Below are 24,755 nucleotides of genomic sequence, written 5' to 3' on the forward strand. Positions count from 1 at the left end.
TAACAAAAAAAATCCTGAGCTCTCACTCAGGATTTCTATAGCTTTGAGAAATGCACTACAGTGCATCTCAACAAGATATTGTATTAAGAAAGCGCAGCTTGAACTTGATCAGCAGCTTCTTGGAATTGTACCGCAGACAAGATTGGCATTCCAGAATTATCGATCAATTCTTTAGCGATTTCAGCGTTAGTTCCTTGCAAACGAACGATAATTGGCACTTTAATAGCATCGCCCATGTTTTTGTAAGCATCAACAACTCCTTGCGCCACACGGTCACAACGAACGATACCTCCAAAAATGTTAATCAAAATAGCTTTTACGTTTGGATCTTTCAAGATAATACGGAAAGCAGTTTCCACACGTTTTGCATCAGCAGTTCCTCCTACGTCAAGGAAGTTTGCCGGCTCAAAACCAGCATATTTAATCAAATCCATAGTTGCCATAGCAAGACCAGCTCCGTTTACCATACATCCTACAGTACCGTCAAGATCCACATAGTTCAATCCTACTTCTTTTGCTTCAACTTCGATTGGATTCTCCTCACGGATATCACGCATATCAGCATATTTCTTTTGTCTGTATAAAGCGTTATCATCGATATTAACTTTAGCATCTACTGCCAAAATTTTATCATCTGAAGTTTTCAATACAGGGTTGATTTCAAACATAGAAGCATCAGATCCAATGTAAGCATTGTATAATGAATCGATGAATTTCACCATTTCTTTGAAAGCATTACCAGAAAGACCTAAGTTAAAAGCAACTCTTCTTGCTTGAAAACCTTGTAATCCAACAGTTGGATCAATCTCTTCAGTAAAGATTAAGTGTGGAGTGTGCTCAGCCACTTCTTCGATATCCATTCCACCTTCAGTAGAATACATAATCATGTTACGACCTGTAGCTCTATTCAAAAGAACAGAAACATAAAACTCAGAAGTTTCGCTTTCACCTGGATAATAAACATCCTCAGCAATTAATACTTTGTGTACTTTTTTACCTTCAGGTGGAGTTTGTGGAGTTACTAATTGCATTCCGATGATTTCGCTTGCAACACCTTCCACTTTGTCAATTCCTTTGGCTAGTTTTACTCCGCCTCCTTTTCCACGACCACCTGCGTGTATTTGGGCTTTTACAACATACCAGCTTGTTCCTGTTTCGGCAGTTAATTCTTTCGCAGCGGCTACAGCCTCTACAGGGCTGTTGGCTACAATACCACGTTGAACGCGAACTCCATAGCTAGCTAAAATTTCTTTTCCTTGATATTCGTGTATATTCATAATAATAGATTTTGTCTGGATCCTGAATTTATCTCAGAATAAAAGTGGCACAAAAATAGCAAAATTTAGTTTAATTGAAATTATTTTTAATTTTAATAACATATTAAAAGTGAAAATTAAAGAATTCTTTATCTCAATCGTTATAGTGTAGAAAATTTAAAAATTATTCGCTTTTTTGTTAAAATAATTATTCCCTAAAAGTATAATCAAATATTTATTACAAAATTCATGACTTTTTTTAAATCAATAAAATATTTATTGAAGATATATCAATTCCTATGTGAAAAATAAGCATTATTGTCAATTATACATATCTTTTTTAATTTTATAGCAAAAATATAACTCATTCACACCATTCACTGGTTATGTGTTATGAAATCTTTAATTTTGTAAAAAAAAATATCAAGCATGAGAATTAAAAAACAAGGCCTTTATTTGCCAGAATTCGAGCATGAAAACTGTGGAGCTGGTTTTATCTGCAACCTTAAAGGTGAGAAAACAAATCAAATTATTCACGACGCATTAGAAATTCTAGTAAAACTAGAACACCGTGGTGGTGTAAGTGCTGACGGGAAAACGGGAGATGGAGCTGGACTTTTAATTGACATTCCACACGAATACTTCAATAGAGTTTGTGATTTCAAATTACCTGCGCCACGTGAATATGCCGTTGGAATGGTATTTTTACCAAAAATCCACAACCAATATGTTTACTGTAAAGACATATTTGAAAAAGAAATTAAAGGACAAGGACTTACCGTTCTAGGATGGAGAGAAGTTCCTGTAGATTCTACTCAATTAGGTCAAATTGCTTTGGCATCTGAACCTACTATTGAGCAAATTTTCGTTGGTAAGCCCGAAGCTATTGACATTGACGAAGCTACTTTCAAAGCTAAGTTATATGCTGCCCGTAAAATCACAGAACACACTATTGCGAATTCTAAAATATCGCAAAGTTCTTATTTTTACGTACCTAGTTTATCTACTACTACCTTAATATATAAAGGTATCATTATGCCTGAAGATATTGGGCCATATTATACCGATTTACAACAAACGGATTTGGTAACTCGTTTAGCGTTAGTACACCAACGTTTCTCTACCAATACAATGCCTACCTGGGAATTGTCTCAACCTTTTAGATACATGTGTCAAAATGGTGAGATCAACACTTTGAGAGGTAACGTAAGTAGAATGCGTGTTCGTGAAGAAATCATGAAAAGTGATGTCTTTGGATCGCAAATCGAGAAATTATTCCCAATCATTCTTCCTGGAAAATCAGATTCTGCCTCTATGGATATGGTTGTTGAATTATTAACACATACTGGAAGATCATTACCAGAAGTAATGATGATGATGATTCCTGAAGCATGGGAGAAACACAAAACCATGTCTGAAGAAAGAAAAGCATTCTACGAATACAATGCTTGCATCATGGAACCATGGGACGGTCCTGCTTCTGTACCTTTCTCTGACGGTGATTATGTTGGAGCTTTATTAGACCGTAATGGTTTGAGACCTTCCCGTTATACTGTAACTAAGAGTGGTAAATTGATTATGGCATCAGAAATTGGTGTTGTAAACATTGATCCGGAAGATGTAGAAAGTCACGGTAGATTGGAGCCAGGAAAAATGTTCTTGGTGGACATGAACGAAGGACGTATCATCAATGACGAGGAAATCAAAAGCAAAATTGTTTCTGAAAGACCTTATCAGGAATGGTTAAAACAATACCGTTTACACCTGAGAGACGTTCCTTATACAAACAAAACTTGTCCAATTGAAACTATCGATTTAAAAACAAGAGAGCGCCTATTCAATTATACTTTGGAAGATATCCAAGATATGATTACGCCTATGGCTCAAGACGGAAAAGAAGCCTTGGGATCGATGGGTACCGATACCCCTCTTGCGGTATTGTCAGACAGACCACAATTAATTCCTAACTATTTCAAACAGTTATTCGCACAGGTTACCAACCCACCTTTGGATGGTATCCGTGAAGAAATTGTAACTGATATTGCCTTAAATTTAGGTCAGGATCGTAATATTTTTGATATTTCAAGCAAGCAATGCCGAAAATTAAGAATTCAAAATCCGGTTATTTCTAATGATGACTTAGAAAAAATCAGAAATATAGATATCGACAACTTCAAAGCAGAAACTATCCAAATCTTATATACTAAGAGCAAAGGTTTGAACGGTTTGGAAAATGCTTTGGAAGATATCATTATCCAAATCACCAAAGCAGTTGACAGAGGAACTAACATCATCATCCTTTCGGACAGAGGTGTAAATAAAGAATTTGCTCCAATTCCTGCTTTATTAGCTTGTTCTTATGTTAATCACCAAATGAACCGTTTGCGTAAGCGTTCTTATTTCGATATCATTATCGAATCTGCTGAGCCACGTGAACCACACCATTTTGCAACTTTATTTGGTTACGGAGCAAGTGCGATCAACCCATATATGGTTAACGAAATCATTCGCGTACAAGTACAAGAAGGTTTCATTACCGGAATTAGCGAAGAAAAAGCTGTCAACAATTTCAACAAAGCAATTGGTTCAGGTATTTTAAAAATCATGAACAAAATTGGAATCTCTACATTACACTCGTACAGAGGTTCTCAAATTTTCGAAATTGTTGGTTTCAACTCTAAATTTGTTGAAAAATACTTCCCATACACTGCTTCAAGAATTGAAGGTATAGGATTGTACGAAATTGAAAAAGAAATTAGCGAAAGATATAACTACGCTTACCCAGACGTATTAATTCCAAACCGTTTAGGATTAAACATTGGAGGAGAATACAGATGGAGACGTAACGGGGAAAGACACATGTTCAACCCTACGACTATTGCTAAATTACAACAAGCAGTACGTTTAAGCGACCAAGCTAGTTATGATGTTTATGCTAAAACGGTAAACGATCAGGCTGAGAATTTAATGACTATTCGTGGTTTATTTGAATTTGACAACTTAGATCCAATTCCATTAGACGAAGTAGAACCATGGACAGCTATTGTAAAACGTTTCAAAACGGGTGCAATGTCTTACGGTTCGATTTCAAGAGAAGCGCACGAAAACTTAGCGATTGCAATGAACCGTATTGGAGGAAAATCCAATTCAGGCGAAGGTGGAGAAGACAGAACCCGTTTCCAACCAGACGTAAACGGTGACAGTCGTAACTCGGCTATCAAACAAGTAGCTTCAGGACGTTTTGGAGTAACTTCTCACTACTTGACAAACGCGAAAGAGATTCAAATTAAAATGGCTCAGGGTGCAAAACCAGGAGAAGGTGGACAATTACCAGGTGATAAAGTATTGCCTTGGATTGCAGCGGCCCGTAACTCAACTCCTTTCGTAGGATTGATTTCACCTCCGCCACACCACGATATTTACTCAATTGAAGATTTAGCTCAATTAATCTTCGACTTAAAAAATGCTAACAGAGAAGCGCGTATCAACGTGAAATTAGTTTCTGAGGTTGGTGTTGGAACAATTGCGGCAGGTGTTGCTAAAGCAAAAGCTGACGTTGTATTGATTGCAGGTTATGATGGTGGTACAGGAGCTTCTCCATTGACTTCATTGAAACACGCAGGTCTTCCATGGGAACTTGGATTGGCTGAGGCACAACAAACTTTAGTATTAAACAACTTAAGAAGCCGTATCGTTGTAGAATGTGACGGACAATTGAAAACAGGTCGTGACGTAGCTATCGCTGCTTTACTTGGTGCTGAAGAATTTGGTTTCGCTACAGCCCCATTGGTTGCTTCTGGTTGTATTATGATGCGTAAATGTCACTTGAATACTTGCCCGGTAGGTATTGCTACTCAAGATAAGGAATTGCGTAAAAACTTCAAGGGTACTCCTGAACACGTAATTAACTTCTTCTACTATGTTGCAGAAGAGTTAAGAGGTATCATGGCGCAACTTGGATTCAGAACTTTGGAAGAAATGATTGGGCAAACCCACAAAATCAATGCTAACAAAGCAATTACGCACTATAAAGCAAGAGGATTGGATTTATCTTCTATCCTGCACAGACCGGATTCATACAAATACATGACGGTTCGTAACACAGAGAAACAAGACCATGGATTGGACGATGTTATGGATTTCCAAATCTTGAAAGATTCTCACCGTGCTTTATACAGAAAAGAAAAAACAACTTTAGAATATCCTATTAAAAATACCGACCGTTCAGTGGGAGCTATCGTTAGTAACGAAATTTCTAAAATATACGGACACCTAGGGCTACCTGAGGATACTTTGAACGTTAATTTCACAGGTTCTGCAGGACAAAGTTTCGGAGCATTTAGTGCACACGGATTGACTTTCACTGTTGAAGGAAATACAAATGACTATTTAGGAAAAGGATTATCCGGAGCAAAATTAATCATCAAGAAACCAGCTAAAGCGACTTTTGTTGCCTCTGAAAACATCATCGTTGGTAACGTTTGTTTATTTGGAGCGATTGAAGGAGAAGCTTTCATCAATGGTATTGCGGGAGAACGTTTTGCAGTTCGTAACTCAGGTGCCACAGCGGTAGTTGAAGGTGTGGGAGATCACGGTTGTGAGTACATGACTGGTGGAAAAGTTGTAGTTCTTGGTAGAACAGGAAGAAACTTTGCTGCAGGTATGAGTGGAGGTATCGCTTATATCTACGATCCAGAGAATAAATTCACAAACGGTTTATGTAACACTGAAACAATCGAATTTGAAAAAGTGGAAGGAACAGAAGCTGATGAATTGAAAACTTTAATAGAAAGACACGTGGAGTACACACAAAGTACAAAAGGTATCGAACTATTAAATGATTGGGGAACAAGCCTAGAAAATTTTGTAAAAGTAATGCCTACAGAATACAAAAAAGCGCTAAAACGCATGGAAACTGAGGTACAAATGGTTGAAGAATTAACAGCATAACACAATGGGAAAAGTAACAGGTTTTAAAGAATTCGAAAGACAGGATGAATCATACACAGCAGTACAAGAACGTGTAGGACATTATAAAGAATTTACAGTTCCTTTGAGTGAAGCTGAAATTACAAAACAAGGATCACGTTGTATGGATTGTGGTATTCCATTTTGCCACAGTGGATGTCCGTTAGGGAATTTAATCCCTGATTTCAACCACATGGTACACCAAGGTGAATGGCAAAAAGCCTCTTGGATATTACATTCAACAAATAACTTCCCTGAATTCACAGGACGCCTATGTCCTGCCCCATGCGAAAAAGCATGTGTATTAGGGATTATTAACGAGCCAATTTCTATCGAGAATATAGAAAAAAATATTGTGGAGCGTGCTTTCCAAGAAGGATGGATTAAACCACAACCGCCAAAAACAAGAACTGGAAAAACAGTTGCTGTAGTTGGTTCAGGACCTGCTGGTTTAGCAGCTGCGCAACAATTAAACAGAGCTGGACACACTGTTACCGTTTTCGAAAGAGACAATGCAATTGGTGGATTATTACGTTACGGAATTCCTAATTTCAAATTAGAAAAAGAAATTATCGACCGTCGTATTGCTATCCTTGAAGCAGAAGGAATCACTTTCAAAGTAAACACTAATGTTGGTGTTAACTACGATATCAAAGATTTGAAAGCCTTCGATTCTATCGTACTTTGTGGTGGTGCTACTCAAAGAAGAGGATTGCCAACTCCAGGTGCTGATGCTGATGGTGTAGTTCAGGCAATGGATTTCTTAACTCAACAAACTAAAGTTGTTTTTGGAGAGAAAATCGAAAACCAAGTTTTAGCTACTGGAAAAGATGTAATCGTTATTGGTGGTGGAGATACAGGCTCTGACTGTGTGGGTACATCAAACCGTCACGGTGCAAAATCGGTGACTAACTTCGAAATTATGCCAAAACCACCTGTTGGAAGAAGCGAAACAACTCCTTGGCCATATTGGCCGTTACAGTTAAAAACTTCTTCTTCTCACAAAGAAGGTGTTGTTAGAAACTGGTTAATCAATACCAAAGAATTCATCAAAGATGCCAATGGTAAATTGACAGCTCTTAAAACTGTAAACGTAGAGTGGAAAATTGTTCCGGGGCAAGCACCTCAATTAATCGAAATTGAAGGTTCTGAGAAAATCTGGCCTTGTGACTTAGCTTTATTAGCTTTAGGATTTACAGGACCAGAAAAAGGCTTAGCAGAACAATTAGGTATTGAAACTGATTTCAGAAGCAACTATAAAGCAGAATACGGTAAATTCCAAACAAATGTTCCAAATATATTTACCGCTGGTGATATGAGAAGAGGACAATCATTAATTGTTTGGGCTATCTCTGAAGGCCGTGAGGCTGCAAGACAAGTTGATTTATACTTAATGGGAACTACAAACCTTCCTACTAAAGAAGGTGGAGATTTACCAGGTGTATAACATTTGAAACAAAAACTATAAAATCCCTTGATAACATTTTTTGTCAAGGGATTTCTTTTTTAGATCCAATAAGCCATCTGACATAGTTAAAAACTAAAATATTCAATAAAGAAAAAACCAACAAAGCATACTTTTTGCAACATAAAACGACATTCTGTAAAAACTTAACAAAAGTTACATTTGTAAACTAAAGTTATATAAAACAACGAATTAAAGCTGTTTGTTGTAAATAAAACAAAATGTTATGTTTTGTTAAATAACAAGTAATTGTTTGGTCGTAATATTAAAGAATAATAAATTTGTAAAAAATTAATAAATATAAAATGCAAGCAAACGATTTACTACACTTAGCAGAACAATTTGGAAGTCCACTTTATGTGTATGATGCAGAGAAAATACAATCCCAGTACAATCGATTAACGAAGGCATTTTCTAAGGTTGCCAATTTACGCATCAATTACGCCATGAAGGCTTTGTCTAATGTTGCGATACTGCAATTATTGCGAGACATGGGGTCAGGTTTAGATACAGTTTCCATTCAAGAAGTGCAATTAGGTCTGCACGCTGGTTATGCGCCAGAAAAAATATTTTATACGCCAAACGGTGTTTCTTTAGAAGAAATAGAAGAAGTACACGCATTGGGTGTGCAGGTTAACATCGACAATTTATCTATATTAGAGCAGTTCGGTGCGAAACATTCGCATGTTCCAGTTTGTATTCGTATTAACCCACACGTAATGGCGGGTGGAAACGCTAATATTTCTGTTGGACACATTGATAGTAAATTTGGTATTTCTGTTCATCAGTTGCCACATTTGGTTCGTATTGTTGAAAATACCAATATGAACATTGTTGGTATCCACATGCATACTGGATCAGATATCTTGGATATTGAAGTGTTTTTATATGCAGCCGAAATTTTATTTGATGCCGCCAAAAACTTCAAAAACCTAGAGTTCCTTGATTTTGGAAGCGGATTCAAAGTTCCTTACAAAAAAGATGATATTACAACAGACATAGATGAATTAGGCAAAAAATTATCTAAAAGATTCAACGCTTTCTGTACTGAATATGGAAAAGATTTGACTCTTATCTTTGAACCAGGAAAATTCTTGGTAAGTGAGGCTGGATTCTTTTTAACTAAAGTAAATGTTGTAAAACAAACTACTTCAACTGTATTTGCTGGTATTGACAGTGGATTTAACCATTTAATCAGACCAATGTTTTACGGTTCACAACATTATATAGAAAACATCTCTAATCCAAAAGGAAAAGAGCGTTTTTACTCTGTAGTAGGTTACATCTGCGAAACAGATACTTTTGCAACCAACAGAAGAATTGCTGAAATCAAAGAAGGAGATATTTTATGTTTCCGTAATGCAGGAGCATATTGTTTCTCAATGTCATCAAACTATAATTCAAGATACAAACCAGCAGAGGTTTTATGGATGAATGATCAAGGCTACTTAATCAGAGCTCACGAAAAATTCGAAGATTTACTTCAAAATCAGATTCCGTTGCCTACAGAAGCGGCAGCAACAGTTTAATATAAAAATCCCGTCTAGTTAAAAAGACGGGATTTTTTTTTGAACAATATCCTATTATGGATTCACAAATTTAACCACATTGTTATGTATTGGTTTAATTGTTTTTAGATACGCATAAATTGACTTCAAATCCTGCTCATTCATGCCGCCATACATTGTCCAGGGCATAACGGTATTAAAATTCCCTTTTACTACCTTATTCGACACATAAGTACTGTCTGTATAAGATTTGAAACGTTTAACAAAATCGGCTTCAGACCACTTACCTATTCCGGTCACTTTATCTTGTGTAATATTTGCCGATCGCGCAATACCGCCGGTCACCATAGGAAACTCAAAACCACCTGCCAATTCCATTCCTTCAATAGGTTCTCCTTTTTCATGTTTGGTATGACATTCTGAACAGGATGCAGCATTAAATAAGTAACTTCCATAAGCAACAGCATCATGTACGTTCGGTTTTTTCGAAAAACGAGGTTCTTTCGGTATGGTATTAATTATAAAGTTCATCGGAAAATCTGCCTTCGATTCTGGCACTATATTTTCAATAGGTTTTAAAGTTCTTAAATAAACAATTATTGACTCCAAATCTTCTTTATCCATTTGACCAAAATGAGGGTGTGGCATTATAGGAAACAATGCTTGTCCATTTTTGGAAACACCGCTAGCAATTGCTCTTAAAACTTCAGCATCAGACCAGTCACCAATACCTGAAGGAGTTATATTTTTAGAATAAAAACTACCCGGAAAACCAAACCTTTGATCAAAAACCTCTCCTCCTTTACCAATAGTTCCATCTACCAATGGCCCCGAAAACTCATTCCAATTTCTTGTAGAATGACAATCCATACAAACACAAACATGGTTAGCCAGATATTTTCCTCTTTCTAATTTACTTGCTGTTGGCCTAACACTTAGATACTCCATCTTACCAACGTTAGGCAAAGCCAATTTCACATACAATAAGACGGTCACAACAAAAATGACAACTAATGATAAGAACCATTTGACAACTTTCTTCATAATTGAATTTATTTAAACAAACCTTTTTAAATTTAACAGTTTCGCTTAAAAAACAATATTATTTAGAGAAAAAATCGATGAAACAAAAAAAATCCCCATTCATCTACACAAATGGGGATTTGACCTGTCAAAAAAATATTTATTTTTTCACAAATAACTCTTCTAAAACTTGTGATTCCGTACCGTTTGGAGTCGTGATTTTAAGCATTTTAGATAGTGTAGGTGCAATTTCAGTGATATATTCTTTTTTATTGGATTCTCCTTGCGGAACATGCCAACCATAAAAAAGCAACGGCACATTGGTATCATAACTATTTGGTGTGCCATGTGTAGTTCCGGTACCTATTCCATAACTCTCTAAATATCCAGGCCCTTCAAGAATAACAAGATCCCCACTTTGCTTAGAATCATACCCTTTAAATATGAAATTTAGATAATAATCCTGAGCAGAACCAGCCAAAATATCTTCCTGTGTGTACACTCGTTTTACATATACTTGCCCCATCAAAAAATCTTTAAAACTTTGCTTTACTTTAGTCAATTCTAATCCTTTTTGCTTGATAACTTCTCTATCCAAGAAAACATTGAAATTAGAATAGTTCAACACTAAATTAACACCAAAAGTATCTGTTGAGAATTTACTCAAAGAAGCAAAAATCTCTTTTGCTGGGATATTATCCACACTTAATTTACGATCTTTCAAATAAATCGCATTTTCTGCAACAGCGTGGTCTGCTGTCAAGAAAACCAAATAATTATCCTTTCCTACAGTTTTGTCTAAATAATCCAAAAAAGTAGCAATAGTAAGATCCAAACGCAAATAAGTATCTTGAATCTCCATAGAACGCGGACCATAAGTATGTCCTACATAATCGGTAGACGAGAAACTAAAAGTCAAGAAATCGGTAATATTATCTTTACCTAACTCTTCTTTTTCGATAGCTCTCATAGCTAATTCAGCCAAGAAATCATTTCCAAACGGAGTTGTTTTCAAGACCTCCATCCCTTTTTCATTATAAATTTTCTTCAAATCATAAGGAAATACAGGAGGAACATCTTTATCCAAACTTCCTTCATAAGGATTATTATCGGGCAAACTTTCATTATAAGTATCAATCGGTTTCAACAAGCTCCAACCTTTATCAATATATTTCATAAAATTCTTCTCAGCATTGAACTGAGTAACCCAACCCGGCATTTTATCACCATAAAAACTGCTTGAAATAAAGTCCCCAGATTTTGTACACCAAAAAGCCCAATTCGCAAAATGACCCGCTGGCAAAATAGCTCCTCGATCCTTAATACTCACTCCAATTACTTTCCCTTTAAAGTTAGTCGACATCCTTAATTCATCGGTAATTGTAGTACTCAAAAGATTTTTTGGAGACATCGCCCCTTCCTTTTCAGTTCCTGGCACTAACGTTTTAACACTAGCATCATCAGTACAATACATACTTTTTCCTGCAGGACGAACATACCAATCATTCCCTAATATTCCATGTACAGCAGGAGTTGTACCGGTGTAGATAGAAGCATGACCAGGTGCAGTAAATGTGGGCACATAATTATAATTCATATTGTGGTACGTAAACCCATTATCCATCAATCTTTTAAAACCTCTTGTTGAAAAATCATCCGAAAACCGGTATAAATACTCCATTCTCATTTGATCGACTACAATTCCAACAACTAATTTAGGTCGTTGCTGCGCTTGGCTATTGAAAGAAAAAACACAAGCTAAAAACAAAATAATTTTTCTCATAATATATTAAAATAGGTCATAAAAATACACTTTATCATGTATAAAAAGTTTAAAACAAAATTACCTTTACAATAAATTAATTCTTCGCATCTTAAAAAAATCATCAATATTTTCTCAAAATCTTTAAATCGTCAAAAGTTTCCAATTGAAATCAACCGTCAGAATAAGAAAACCGAAGAAGAATAGGCTACAATTGGATTTAAGATTTTACTCCAATTTGATAATATTATATGCCAATACCCTATCCATATATTTCACATACAACTGCATTCTGTTATCTTGTTTTTTACGGGTAATAAAAGAGAGTGTGCAGTTTTCCCCACCATTATCTTTACAAACAAATGGGTAAACCAAATCAGAAGTATTTTCTTCTGTAGGGAGATAATCAACGATTTCGAACAACTGAATTACTTCGGAATAAATCACAATTCGGTTTTTGTTGGTATCCAAATTAACAACCATATTCACTGATTTCACTTCGGTCCAATCACTAAATTTTTCATTTTTATCTTTTGTCGAAACACTTAAGCCTGTAGTTTTGAATTTATAAACCTGACTAAATCCTTGGTTCACCCCAAAAAAAAGCAAGAATAATATAAACCCAGTTTTTAATTTATTCATTATCGTAAAAATTTTTATACAAACAAATGTACCATTTTTAATAACCAAATGAAACCACTTCTTGTTTTGCCTGCTCAAATTCGGATATCATTTTATTAATTATCTCACTTGCAGGCAATATTTCTTTAATTAGTCCAGCGATTTGTCCGATTTCCAATTCACCTTCATCCAAATCCCCTTCAAACATTCCCCTTTTAGCCCTTGCTCTTCCCAATAAAGCAATTAATTCTTCTTTACTAGGGCATTTTTCATATAACTCTTGTAGCTCCTGATAAAATTTATTTTTAATCAAACGAACGGGAGCCAATTCTTTCAACGTTAATTGTGTGCCTCCTTCCTGAAGCTCAATAATGGTTTTCTTAAAATTTTCATGTGATGATGATTCTAGTGATGCTGCAAAACGGCTTCCAACTTGTACACCATCAGCACCAAGAGTCATTGCGGCAAGCATTCCCCTACCTGTAGCAATTCCTCCAGCCGCAATCAACGGAATTGAAATTTTATCCCTTACCATAGGAATTAAAGTGAAAGTCGTGGTTTCCTCTCGCCCGTTATGTCCCCCGGCCTCAAAACCTTCAGCTACCACAGCATCAACGCCTGCGTCTTGTGCTTTTAATGCAAAAACAGAACTACTTACGACATGTACAACCGTTATTCCATTTTCTTTCAAAAAAGGAGTCCAAGTTTTAGGATTCCCAGCCGATGTAAAAACTATTTTCACTCCTTCATCAACAATAATTTTCATTATTTCTTCAATGTTCGGATATAACATTGGCACATTAACGCCAAATGGCTTATCGGTTGCTTTTTTACACTTTTGAATATGCTCTCTCAAAACTTCCGGATACATCGAACCGGCACCTATCAACCCTAATCCTCCAGCATTACTAACGGCACTTGCCAGTTTATAACCACTATTCCAAATCATTCCCGCTTGTATAATTGGATATTTAATATTGAAAAGGCTTGTAATTTTGTTCATATAAAAATTAGGGATTATTGTTTGATTAATTTTCCTGTAGTTACATTCCCATCCCAATCGAGTTCATAAATGTAAATTCCGGATTGTAATGTTTTGAGTGAAATGCTTGGCGAAGTTTTTGTGATTGTCTGTTCTTTTATTTTCTGTCCAAGTATTGAATAGACCCGTAAAGTGGCGGCATCCAAATATCCATTAAAAGAAACAGTAAATAAATCAGTTGTTGGATTCGGATACAGAAAAACATTTCCTTTTAAAAAATCAATATTTCCCAATCCATTCGACAATGCCAAACCAAAATCAGGAATTCCATACCCATATTGATTATTTGGCGTTGTATATCGATCCGCTGATTTTATGATTAAATCCCTAATTTCCTTATTGGTTTTGTTAGGGAAAGCCTGCCATAGACAAGCCACTAATCCCGCAGTTATAGGGCTGGAAAAAGAAGTTCCGTTAGCAGTCCCAATATTTCCTGAAGCGTCAGACAAGACTACTGATTGTCCTTGCGCCATAATATCCGGTTTTACTCTTCCGTCGTAAGAAGGCCCAATCGAACTGAAACTCGTTACTGTTTTGGTAGGAGTAACAGCCCCTATTGCAAGTACCGAAATCCCATCCGCAGGAACAGCAATATGCGGATTTACTGTCGCTCCTTCATTTCCTGCAGCAACCACCACAATCATTCCCCGAGAGAAAGCAATTTCGGCACCACGAGTCATGAAGGCCGTTTTACCGTCCATCTCACTGTAAGTATGGTTGTAAGTCGTTTTATCAAACTCAAAATAACCCAAAGAAGTATTAATAACATCTACTCCTAAACTATCAGCTTTTTCAGCTGCTTCTACCCAATACGATTCTTCAACAGGATTTTCAGAAGTAGCATCTTCAGTACGAAACAAAAAATAAGAAGCGTCTGGAGCCGTTCCAACAAGCGCGCCGTCTTTATATCCTCCCATTACGGAAAGAACCATTGTCCCATGAGAATCATTTGTATAAAAATCAGTACTTCTGGCGACAAAATCGTACCCGCCTAAAATTCGGTTATTGTCTCTCAGTCTTTGAAAAGGCTGCGCCGTATTAACACCGGGAAACCCAGCATCCATAACAGCAATTATTTTTCCTCCACCAGTATAATTTTGTTTATGCAACACATCACCACGAAGCATTTGAATTTGATTAGCAGAATTGCCATAAGCAAAATCTACTTTTATCTCTTCATCTTTTTCAACGTCTTTTATTTTTGAAGTACCAACAATCTTCGCGGTCGAATTAAGTGCTTTATTTGCAAAATCGATTTTATCCACAAATGATAAAGACTTCAAAGAATTTATTACCGTTTGAGTACCGCGAATATGCAAAGCATTCAGCCATTTCGATTTCGCCATTATGGTTATTCCCGAAACGCTTTTAATCTGATCAATCAAAGCTTTATCGATTGGAATATCTTTGGAATCCAACGGAATATTCTGAATAGTTCTTCGATCGATAGCTCTTTGAGAAAGCATCAGCAAAGGATTGTTATAATAACTTTGAGAATTGTTTTTAACATTAAAATATACCCAAGCATCTTCTTGGGAAAAGCCCAAAAAACAGGAAAAGAACAAAACAATAGCTACTATTTTTTTCATGCTTATTTTTTGCTTTAAGCTCTAAGCCTTAAGCTTTATACTAAATGCAAAATTACAACTTCTCTGTTTTCTGTTTTTAGGCTATCGCAAAAACTAATAGCTTAAAGCATAATTCCTTTAAGAAATAACCCCAGAACCGATTAACTCGTCATTCAGGTACCATGCGGCAAATTGACCTTCAGTAATCGCAGATTGTGGTTCTTCAAAAGAAATGTACATGCCATTTTCAAACTGATGCAAAGTCGCTTTTTGCAAAGGTTGTCTGTATCGGATACGTGCCATAACTTCCATTGTTTCGCCTTCGGCCAAAGCCAAATCTTCACGAACCCAATGCACTTCTGATTTATCTATAAACAATGCTTTTTTGAACAATCCGGGATGCATACTTGACAGACCAGTGTAAATTGTATTGGTCTCAACATCTGTAGCAATCACAAACAAAGGGTCTGTTGTTCCGCCTACATTCAAGCCTTTTCGTTGTCCAACGGTAAAATAATGTGCTCCCTGATGTTTTCCCATTACTTTACCCATTTTTGGGGTATATGGCATTTTTTTCGAAGCGAAAGCCAATTGTTCTTCAATCGACAATCCGCTTTGCATTTCATTACAATAAACAGGATCGTTTTTATCTATTTGAATAATTGTTCCTTCTTTTGGTTGAAGTTTTTGCTGTAAAAATTCAGGCAAACGTACTTTCCCGATAAAACAAAGTCCTTGCGAGTCTTTCTTTTCGGCAGTTACCAATTCCATTTCGGCAGCAATTTCCCTTACTTGTGGCTTTGTCAATTCACCAATTGGGAACAACGCTTTGGATAATTGCTCCTGAGATAATTGACATAAAAAATAAGACTGGTCTTTATTTCCATCAACACCTGCAAGGAGTTGGTACACTTTTTTACCATCAACTTCGATTTCACTTTTTCGGCAATAATGTCCAGTAGCGACATAATCGGCACCAAGGCTCAAAGCGATTTTCATAAAAACGTCAAATTTTATTTCACGGTTACAAAGCACATCAGGATTTGGAGTTCTCCCTTTTTCGTATTCGTTGAACATATAATCAACGATTTTTTCTTTGTATTGTTCGCTTAAATCGACCGTTTGAAAAGGAATTCCAAGCTTCTCGGCAACCAACAAAGCATCATTACTGTCTTCCAACCAAGGACATTCATTAGATATTGTCACCGAATCATCGTGCCAATTCTTCATGAAAAGACCTATTACCTCATAACCTTGCTGTTGCAACAAATAGGCTGCAACACTTGAATCCACTCCACCGGAAAGACCTACAACTACACGTTTCATTTGTAATTATTTATTGTTTTTTACGAATAATGCAATTTGAACAAAAAATCACACCAATTTCATTATTCATTATTTGAAATCTTATTTAATCTTTTGCAAAAGTACAAATAATATACCTAGTTTAAGAATCTCAAAATGTCTTAACCTTTTTTTACATTATCCCTTTTGAGCTGTATCTTTTTGGGCTTATCCATATTTTCCTCTTTATCGAGTTTTCCATTGACAAAAAATTGCCACTTCCCAACTTTTTTACCGTTTTTAAACTTTCCTTTGACTATAACCTGATCATTTGAATCTTTATAAATCGCCTCACCTTCATATTCGTTATTTTTAAAAAAGCTGTTTTCCAAAACAATCCCTTGTTCCGAATATTTTTTATAAACGCCTTCTTTCAATCCGTTTTTATAAATGGTTTCATCTACAATTTTCCCACTTGGATAATATACAGTTCGAACTCCATCTAATTTTCCGTCTTTATAATTTTCCGAAGTCATAATCACTTTGGAAGCCTTATGATAATACTTCCATTGCCCTTCCCTAACCTTATTTACTTCTTTTCCCTCACTTACCACATTTTTATTTTGATCATAAAAAATAGTGTAGCAGGAATTATCCTTTGAATTAAAATTCCTTGTAGCAATGATTGATTTTGCTTTTGTATCATCAAAAAAATTAAAAACCCCGACTTCTTTTCCGTGCTCAAAAGTTCCTTCGTAGCGTTGTCTCCCAGATTCTTCATAAAACCCTTTCCAAACACCATGCCTCTTCCCGTTTTCATCTACCGGATTGGAATTAGTTTGGGAGAAAACAACTTGACAACACAATAAAAGTGTCAAAAATCTAAAAATAGAAAACATATAAATTAATTTAAATCATTCAAAATCAAAAGCATTACCTTAAAAAACAACTAACATCATCCATCTGAATTATGCTATAAAAGTACATAAATCTTAATAAATATATGACTTACCCTTTCTTAGACAATTTCAGAAAATAGTCCACGTATGAAAACTATTGGGCATATAGAAAAGGGAGTTGCAACCTTGCTTAATCAAATCCATGATAATCCATGAAATCTATTCAATCCGTTAGCCACTCTTTATTTATTCTATTTAACGGACAGTGCTATAAATCAAAATCACAAATTAGAACCTTTAAAATTGATTTTTTTACCCGAAGAAGCACTACACATAATACAAGTACTTTTTTTGTTTAACACTTTTAAACAAAAACATATCAAAAAAAATAAAAAATAAAAAACAAAAAACGATAAAAATAGACAATTTAAGAGGCTATTTAAATCAATTAAATAAAAATAATAGGCTAAACAAAATCAAAAAAAAATATAAATTTTATTTTTTTTGTTTAATTTTTTTTAAAAAACAATAAACAAAATAAAAAAATACTTTTACTTTTACACAGACTTAAACAACTAATAATCAAACCTTAAAACGATTAATATCATGAAAAATTTATTAAAATTCAAAAAAGCAGCTGTATTAGCCTTTTTAGCCATCATTGGTACTTCATGCGACAATGACAACAACACAACTTCGCCACCAGTCGCCGATAATACAATTACAGGAATTGCTTCAAGTAATACTGATTTATCCATATTAGTTGAAGCATTAACAAAAGCAGAATTAGCGACAACATTAAAAGGAGCAGGTCCATATACCGTATTTGCACCAACAAATGCGGCATTTACTGCTTTCCTTAAAACCACACCTTACGCTTCAATTAAAGACGTACCAAAAGAAACTTTAACACAAATATTACTTAATCACGTAGTAAGTGGTGCAGTAAAGTCAACTGATTTAACAACCGGCTACATCAAAACTCTTGCTAAAGGTGGTGCATCGACAACCAATACTTTAAGTATGTATGTCAATACTTCTTCAGGAGTCAAACTAAATGGAATAGCCAAAGTGGTTACTGCTGATATTAAGGCAACAAATGGAATTATACACGTCGTTGATGCAGTAATAGGCCTCCCAACAATTGTAGATCATGCTGTTGCCAATCCAAACTTTAGCACATTAGTAGCTGCATTGACCTACAATCCTGCTTCAGGATTTGCAGGAATATTATCTGGAACAACTAGTTCTCCTTTTACAGTTTTTGCACCCACAAATGACGCGTTTACTGCTTTCTTAAAAGAAACAGGCTATTCTGGATTATCAGCAATTCCAGCAAATGTTTTAGAAAAAACATTAAAATATCATGTGGTTGCTGGCGCCAATGTACAATCAAGTCAATTGACAAACGACCAAGTTGTAACTACTTTCTCCGGACAAAATGTTACTGTGAAATTCACTCCAACCCGTTTACTGGATGTAAGCGGAAGAAATTGCAATATTACAGCAGTAGATGTTCAATGCTCCAATGGCATCATACACGTATTAGACAAAGTCCTTCTGCCCACTTTTTAATTAATATAATAATTGGTAGTTAATTTAATTTGTTAAAAACGAAAAAGCTCCTGCATTACCAGGAGCTTTTTCAACTTTATTCAGTTCTATTTCTTTTTAGTTTTTTTTTGAGCTTCGGCCTGCTCCATTGCTTCTTGCAATCTTTGTTGGAACTTACCTGGTTTTTTAGGCTCTTTCAACTTGTTCTCCTGAATTTGAGCATGGATTTTATCTGAATCAACAATGTAATTTTTGATTACAAACATAATTCCGATAGTGATTAAGTTCGAAATAAAGTTATACAAACTCAATCCTGCACCATAACTATTGAAGAAAATCAACATCATGATTGGCGAAACGTAAATCATCATTTTCATCATTTTCGTCATATCCGGCATACCCTCTTGTTGTGGAGCAGCCATTTGTTGATCGCCTGAAGTCATTTTCATATAAAAGAAAATTGCAATCGCAGCCAAAATTGGGAACAAACTGATATGATCACCGTATAATGGAATATGGAAAGGCAATTTGTAAACAGAGTCAAATGAAGACAAGTCATCAGCCCAAAGGAAACTTTTTTGTCTCAATTCAAATGCCGATGGGAAAAACTGAAACGACGCATACATAAACGGAATCTGAATCAAAGCCGGAATACAACCCGCCATAGGATTCACACCTGCTTTAGAATACAACTTCATTGTTTCCTGTTGTTTTTTCATTGGGTCTTTTTTGTATTTTTCTCCCAATTCAGCAATATCTGGGCGCAATACTTTCATTTTTGCCTGAGACAAGAATGACTTATAAGTAATAGGCGACATTCCTACTTTGATGATTATTGTGAAAAAAATAATCGCAATTCCTAGTGATAATCCTAATGTTGAACTTAAAAATCCAAATAACGGAATAAAAATAAATCTATTGATCCATCCAAAAATACCCCATCCTAATGGAACAATTTTTTCCATTCCTTTGTCATATTTTTTCAAAGTATCATAATCTGTTGGACCAAAATACCAGTTCATTTTATAATCAACTTCTCCGTTACGGAAAGCCAAAGGAACATTAGCTTTAAGATCTTTTATAAAGATGGTGTCTTTCTCAGTATCAATAGCTAATTTATTTGATTTTAGCGAAGATTTTTCAAAAGGAGTATCTGTCAATAAAATAGACGTGAAAAAATGTTGTTTGAAAGCAATATAATCAACTTTGTCAGGCGTCTCTTCTTTGTCTTTTCCGTTACCTACATAATTGTTTTTATCCCCTTCATATTTGTAACGGATTTCAGTGAATCGGTCTTCGTAAGCGATACTTTTTTCGCTTCTATACGTTTTCATATTCCATTGTAAATCCAATGGCTTAGCGGTATTCAAAACTTTGCTCAAACCTTGGGAACGAACATCGAAACCAACCATATAATCATTTGGTTTCAAAACATATTTGTATTCCAAGAAATCATTGGCACCCGCTTTCAATTTCATAGAAAGAACCTGATCGTTACCAACTTTTGTCAAAGTAGGCTCAAAATACAGGTTTTTTGTTTCTAAAACTCTGTTATCGCTGGTTTGTAATCGAATATTCAAATCGGCATTGTTGTCTTTAATCAAAGAAACCAACTGCCCTGAATTCTTTTCGAATTTTGTGAATTTCTTCAAAGTAGCTTCAACAATGTATCCTCCTTTGTTAGCAATTTTCAATACCACAAAATCATTTTCGATAGTTGTTACAGTATCTTTTGCTGAAGGCAAAGTCGCAGAATACGCAAAACCTCCTAAAGTTTTTTGCAATTGGGCCAATTGGGTAGAGTCACCGGCAACTAGCGCAGGAGCAGCAACAGATTGTGCCTTAGCAGTTTTTTCTTCTTTGGCAAGCATTTCTTTTTTAGCTTTTTCTGCAGCAATAGCTTCTTTCGAAGGCTTATTTTGATACATCATCCAAAGAAAAATAACTCCAATCAATAAAATCCCTATAATCGAGTTAAGGTCTAATTTTTTATCTTCCATTTTATTTTATTCTTGTTTTTTCGTTTTTCTAATTGAAATGAATTAGAAACTGATTTCGTTAGTCATCAAAACATATCTAATGTTACATTTTAACAACTATCATTTTCAATTAATAAACTTTTATTTCTTTTTTGCCTTAACCGCTGCTGCAACAAAACTCACAAAAAGAGGATGCGGATTTGCAACAGTACTCTTATATTCAGGATGGTATTGTACTCCAATAAAGAAAGGATGATCTTCTAATTCTACAATCTCCACAAGACCTGTATCAGGATTTACTCCCGACGAAATCAATCCTGCTTTTTGCAATTGATCTACATATTCACTGTTGTATTCGTAACGGTGACGGTGACGTTCTGAAATAGATGTTTTTCCATAAATTTTGTACGCCAACGAGTCCGGTTTAATATCACATTTCCAAGCTCCAAGACGCATTGTTCCTCCTTTGTCGGTAACATTTTTTTGGTCTTCCATCAAGTTCACAACAGGGTGCTTGGTTTTATCATTCATTTCAGTAGAATTCGCATCAGCCAATCCTAAAACATTTCTTGAATATTCGATAATCGACATTTGCATTCCCAAACAAATCCCGAAGAAAGGAACTTTGTTTTCACGCGCATAACGTATCGCTTCAATCTTTCCTTCAATTCCTCTTTCTCCAAAACCAGGAGCCACAAGAATCCCATCAAGACCGCTTAATTTCTCTTTAATATTTTCTGTATCAATAAACTCAGAGTGAATCGAAATTACATTTACTTTAGTTTCATTCGCAGCACCTGCATGAATGAATGCCTCAAGAATCGATTTGTAACAATCCTGCATTTCAACATATTTCCCAATCAAACCAATGTTAACAGTATGTTTTGGGAATTTCAATCTACGCAAGAAAGTGTTCCAGTTTTTTAAATCTGGAGCAGCTTTTTTAGGTAAATCCAATTTTTTCAACGCCACAATATCAAGTCCTTCTTCCAACATCAAATTAGGAACTTCATAAATCGTCGAAGCATCAATAGACTGAATTACCGCCTCTCTCTTAACATTACAGAACAATGCCAGTTTATTACGGATTTCATCAGATATCTCATGCTCTGTTCTACACACCAGAATATCTGCTTTGATTCCGCTTTCCATCAAAGTCTTAACGGAGTGTTGCGTTGGTTTTGTTTTTAATTCACCAGCAGCAGCCAAATAAGGAACCAATGTTAAATGAATAACGATCGCGTTCTTTTCACCCAAATCCCAAATCAACTGACGAACAGACTCGATATAAGGTAAAGATTCGATATCCCCTACTGTACCACCAATTTCGGTAATAACAATATCATAATCACCAGATTTACCCAGCAATTGCATTCTTTCTTTAATCTCGTTTGTGATATGAGGTACAACTTGAACCGTTTTACCCAAGAATTCACCTCTACGCTCTTTTTCAATTACCGAAAGATAAATTCTACCTGTAGTTACGTTGTTGGCTTGAGAAGTTGGAACTGTCAAGAAACGCTCGTAGTGTCCAAGATCCAAATCGGTTTCAGCACCATCATCCGTTACATAACATTCTCCGTGTTCATAAGGATTCAAAGTTCCCGGATCAACATTGATATAAGGATCAAATTTTTGGATTGTTGTCCTATAACCTCTTGCTTGTAACAATTTTGCCAAAGATGCCGCTATAATTCCTTTTCCTAAAGAAGAAGTCACACCACCTGTAACAAAAATATATTTCGTTTGATTCATCTGTTGTTGTTTGTATTGTAGTTGTCTAAAAAACGTCGCAAAAGTACAAATTTAATTGGAATAGTAAAGTGTTGAATTATTAGAATTTTAGACCTACCTAATTATTGCTTATTTAGCAAACAACCTTCATCTAACTATTCAAAAAATCAATAAATTAACATTCTGATTAAGGCTTTTTCGCATTCCTTTTTTGGAGTATAAACGTTCTGCATTTTCAGAAAGCAACCTCCCGCTTTACGCTACAATCTTGAGAACCGAACCCCTGTTCTCAAGGATTTTCACTACAATCGGGGCTAAAAATCAACATTATTTTTTCATAGCAACAAGATGACAGATCCGTTACCCAATAAGTGATTTTCGTAATTACGGCTTCGGATATTTCTTTTTTATGTTCCGAATCAATTCTTCGAGTCCATTAAGTTTTAACTCATGAACCAATTTCAATTGCTCTCCAAGTTCCCCTTTCGGAAAACCTTTGTTGGCGTACCAAACAATATAATATTCCGGAATATCGATAAGAAACCAACCCTCGTACTTACCAAACGGCATTTTGGTATGCGCTAATTTTATGAGCTGTTTTTGGTTTTGATCCATCAGTCTACAGTTTTTTTTTCGCAAGGTAAAATATTAGCTTGACAAAAAAATATTTTCAAAATTCTTTGTTCACAAAAAATAACTAAAAAAATTTTCAACATTTATTACGCCACATTAGGCATTTATACATAAATTGTGCTCGAAAACACAACTAAATCGATTTATATGAAATTAAAACCATTTCTCTTATTATTTCTTTTCGCATCGAGTCTATCATTCGCACAAAACGAAACAAAAAACAAAAAAATAATAAAATTCATGACTTTCAACATCTACCACGGCGAAACCATGAAAGGCGATTTTAACTTGGATGTCATTGCCAAAGTAATCAATGATGCTAATCCTGATTTTGTTGCCTTACAGGAAGTTGATTTTAAAACAAACCGAGCTAAAAAATACGATTTGGTTACAGAACTTGGAATCAGAACCAAATTATGCCCCCTTTTTGCCAGAGCAATGAATTTTGATAGCGGAGAATACGGAGAAGGAATTTTATCCAAACATTCTATAATCTCTTCCCGAAATGTCAACCTGCCTTACACCAAAGGCAACGAACCAAAAAATGCAGTAGAAATAGTTTCAGTTCTTCCTTCAGGCGACACAATTGCTTTTGTAGGTACTCATTTGGACTATAAAGAAATAGAAACTGATAGAATCAATCAGGTAAAAAAAATCAATGCGGTTTTTTTAAAAAATAAATACCCAACAATTTTAGCAGGGGATTTGAACTCTCTTCCCGAAAGTAATCCAATTAAAATACTTGAAGAAAAGTGGGGAACGACCTATGACCCAAAAAATCCACAATTCACTTACCCGTCTAACAAGCCCGACAAAACTATTGATTACATAATGTATTACCCTAAAAAAAGATGGAAGGTTATAAGCAGGGAAGTCATCCCGGATTCAGTCGCTTCTGATCATTGTGCTTATCTGGTTACAATGGAGCTTGTGGATTAAATTCTTAAGAATAAAATACAAAACCCGACAGATTTTTGAAATCTATCGGGTTTATTTATTTTTAAAACGGAAAAATTTAATTCCAATTAAAAGTAATTCTTTTCTCAATATCGTCATTCAAGCTCAAGTAAACAGGACAGGTTATTGCCGCTCTTTCCAAGATTGTTTTATCTTTTTCTTCAGTGACACCCTGCATTTCGAAAACAATTTCAATGGCACCAATTTTTCTTGGTTCGGCATTCATTATTTTGGTAACGGCCGCCGTCGATCCTATAAAATCAATATTCATAGCTCTTGCTTTTATTCCCATAATTGTCATCATGCAAGTCGCCAGAGCATTGGCAACCGAATCCGTTGGCGAGAAAGCCTCTCCTTTTCCGTTATTGTCAACCGGAGCATCCGATAAAACTTCTGTGCCCGATTGTATGTGTATTGAGGAAGTTCTTAAATCTCCCAAATAAGTTACTTTTGAAGTCATTTTTTAAAATTATAAATTGTGAGTTATAAATTATTAATGTTG

At 35.3% G+C, this 24,755-nt stretch carries 17 protein-coding genes; 5 read left to right on the forward strand and 12 right to left on the reverse strand.

Translation table 11 applies throughout. The features are described from left to right. Positions 1-83: 83 nt before the first annotated feature. A complete protein-coding gene (sucC, locus tag OZP12_RS17390) occupies positions 84-1,277 on the reverse strand; it encodes an ADP-forming succinate--CoA ligase subunit beta (protein ID WP_281226349.1) in 1,194 nt (397 codons plus the stop codon). Between the two features lie 408 nt (positions 1,278-1,685). On the opposite strand from sucC, the gene gltB reads away from it, so the two are divergent. The 3 genes from gltB (at position 1,686) to lysA (ending at position 9,218) form a co-directional block, all read left to right on the forward strand. Continuing rightward, positions 1,686-6,206, forward strand: a complete 4,521-nt coding sequence (gene gltB, locus OZP12_RS17395) for a glutamate synthase large subunit (protein WP_281226350.1) — start codon at positions 1,686-1,688, stop codon at positions 6,204-6,206. A gap of 4 nt (positions 6,207-6,210) precedes the next feature. Next, the gene (locus tag OZP12_RS17400; RefSeq protein WP_281226351.1) at positions 6,211-7,671 is read left to right on the forward strand and encodes a glutamate synthase subunit beta; all 1,461 of its coding nucleotides are present in this window, start codon (positions 6,211-6,213) and stop codon (positions 7,669-7,671) included. 323 nt (positions 7,672-7,994) lie between these two features. Next, positions 7,995-9,218 (forward strand): diaminopimelate decarboxylase, encoded by a 1,224-nt coding sequence (gene lysA, locus OZP12_RS17405; protein ID WP_281226352.1) that lies wholly within the window; start codon positions 7,995-7,997, stop codon positions 9,216-9,218. 54 nt (positions 9,219-9,272) lie between these two features. Here lysA and OZP12_RS17410 read toward each other — a convergent pair whose 3' ends face one another. From OZP12_RS17410 to OZP12_RS17440, 7 genes are all read right to left on the reverse strand, one after another. Continuing rightward, positions 9,273-10,241: a c-type cytochrome gene (locus tag OZP12_RS17410; protein ID WP_281226353.1), complete on the reverse strand. Its 969-nt coding sequence runs from the start codon at positions 10,239-10,241 to the stop codon at positions 9,273-9,275. Between the two features lie 139 nt (positions 10,242-10,380). Next, entirely contained in the window at positions 10,381-12,003 is a 1,623-nt protein-coding gene (pafA, locus tag OZP12_RS17415; protein WP_281226354.1) for an alkaline phosphatase PafA, read from the reverse strand. A 207-nt stretch (positions 12,004-12,210) separates the two neighbouring features. Beyond that, positions 12,211-12,624, reverse strand: coding sequence for a hypothetical protein (locus OZP12_RS17420; RefSeq protein ID WP_281226355.1), 414 nt, complete (start codon positions 12,622-12,624; stop codon positions 12,211-12,213). 37 nt (positions 12,625-12,661) lie between these two features. Continuing rightward, complete coding sequence (locus OZP12_RS17425) at positions 12,662-13,606, reverse strand: NAD(P)H-dependent flavin oxidoreductase (RefSeq protein WP_281226356.1); 945 nt, start codon at positions 13,604-13,606, stop codon at positions 12,662-12,664. A gap of 14 nt (positions 13,607-13,620) precedes the next feature. Next, positions 13,621-15,234: a S8 family serine peptidase gene (locus tag OZP12_RS17430; protein WP_281226357.1), complete on the reverse strand. Its 1,614-nt coding sequence runs from the start codon at positions 15,232-15,234 to the stop codon at positions 13,621-13,623. A 117-nt stretch (positions 15,235-15,351) separates the two neighbouring features. Continuing rightward, on the reverse strand, positions 15,352-16,539 hold the full coding sequence (gene mnmA, locus OZP12_RS17435) for a tRNA 2-thiouridine(34) synthase MnmA (protein WP_281226358.1): 1,188 nt from the start codon (positions 16,537-16,539) through the stop codon (positions 15,352-15,354). A 140-nt stretch (positions 16,540-16,679) separates the two neighbouring features. Then, positions 16,680-17,396, reverse strand: coding sequence for a toxin-antitoxin system YwqK family antitoxin (locus OZP12_RS17440; RefSeq protein ID WP_281226359.1), 717 nt, complete (start codon positions 17,394-17,396; stop codon positions 16,680-16,682). A gap of 606 nt (positions 17,397-18,002) precedes the next feature. Here OZP12_RS17440 and OZP12_RS17445 point away from each other — a divergent pair. Beyond that, positions 18,003-18,971 carry a fasciclin domain-containing protein gene (locus OZP12_RS17445; RefSeq protein ID WP_281226360.1) on the forward strand — a complete coding sequence of 323 codons (969 nt, stop codon included), beginning with the start codon at positions 18,003-18,005 and terminating at the stop codon, positions 18,969-18,971. An 86-nt stretch (positions 18,972-19,057) separates the two neighbouring features. On the opposite strand, the gene yidC is transcribed toward OZP12_RS17445, so the two are convergent. The 3 genes from yidC to OZP12_RS17460 all read right to left on the reverse strand — a co-directional run bounded on the left by yidC (position 19,058) and on the right by OZP12_RS17460 (position 23,278). Beyond that, the gene (yidC, locus tag OZP12_RS17450; RefSeq protein WP_281226361.1) at positions 19,058-20,950 is read right to left on the reverse strand and encodes a membrane protein insertase YidC; all 1,893 of its coding nucleotides are present in this window, start codon (positions 20,948-20,950) and stop codon (positions 19,058-19,060) included. A 120-nt stretch (positions 20,951-21,070) separates the two neighbouring features. Next, positions 21,071-22,684 carry a CTP synthase gene (pyrG, locus tag OZP12_RS17455; RefSeq protein WP_281226362.1) on the reverse strand — a complete coding sequence of 538 codons (1,614 nt, stop codon included), beginning with the start codon at positions 22,682-22,684 and terminating at the stop codon, positions 21,071-21,073. 363 nt (positions 22,685-23,047) lie between these two features. Next, positions 23,048-23,278, reverse strand: coding sequence for a DUF3820 family protein (locus tag OZP12_RS17460; protein WP_281226363.1), 231 nt, complete (start codon positions 23,276-23,278; stop codon positions 23,048-23,050). 258 nt (positions 23,279-23,536) lie between these two features. Between OZP12_RS17460 and OZP12_RS17465 the strand changes: the two genes are divergently transcribed. Beyond that, entirely contained in the window at positions 23,537-24,235 is a 699-nt protein-coding gene (locus tag OZP12_RS17465; protein WP_281226364.1) for an endonuclease/exonuclease/phosphatase family protein, read from the forward strand. Between the two features lie 76 nt (positions 24,236-24,311). Here the strand turns inward: OZP12_RS17465 and OZP12_RS17470 are convergent, their stop codons facing one another. After that, positions 24,312-24,713, reverse strand: a complete 402-nt coding sequence (locus OZP12_RS17470) for an OsmC family protein (RefSeq protein ID WP_281226365.1) — start codon at positions 24,711-24,713, stop codon at positions 24,312-24,314. Positions 24,714-24,755 lie beyond the last annotated feature (42 nt).

This window comes from Flavobacterium aquiphilum, from assembly GCF_027111335.1.
Classification (GTDB): Bacteria; Bacteroidota; Bacteroidia; order Flavobacteriales; family Flavobacteriaceae; genus Flavobacterium; species Flavobacterium aquiphilum.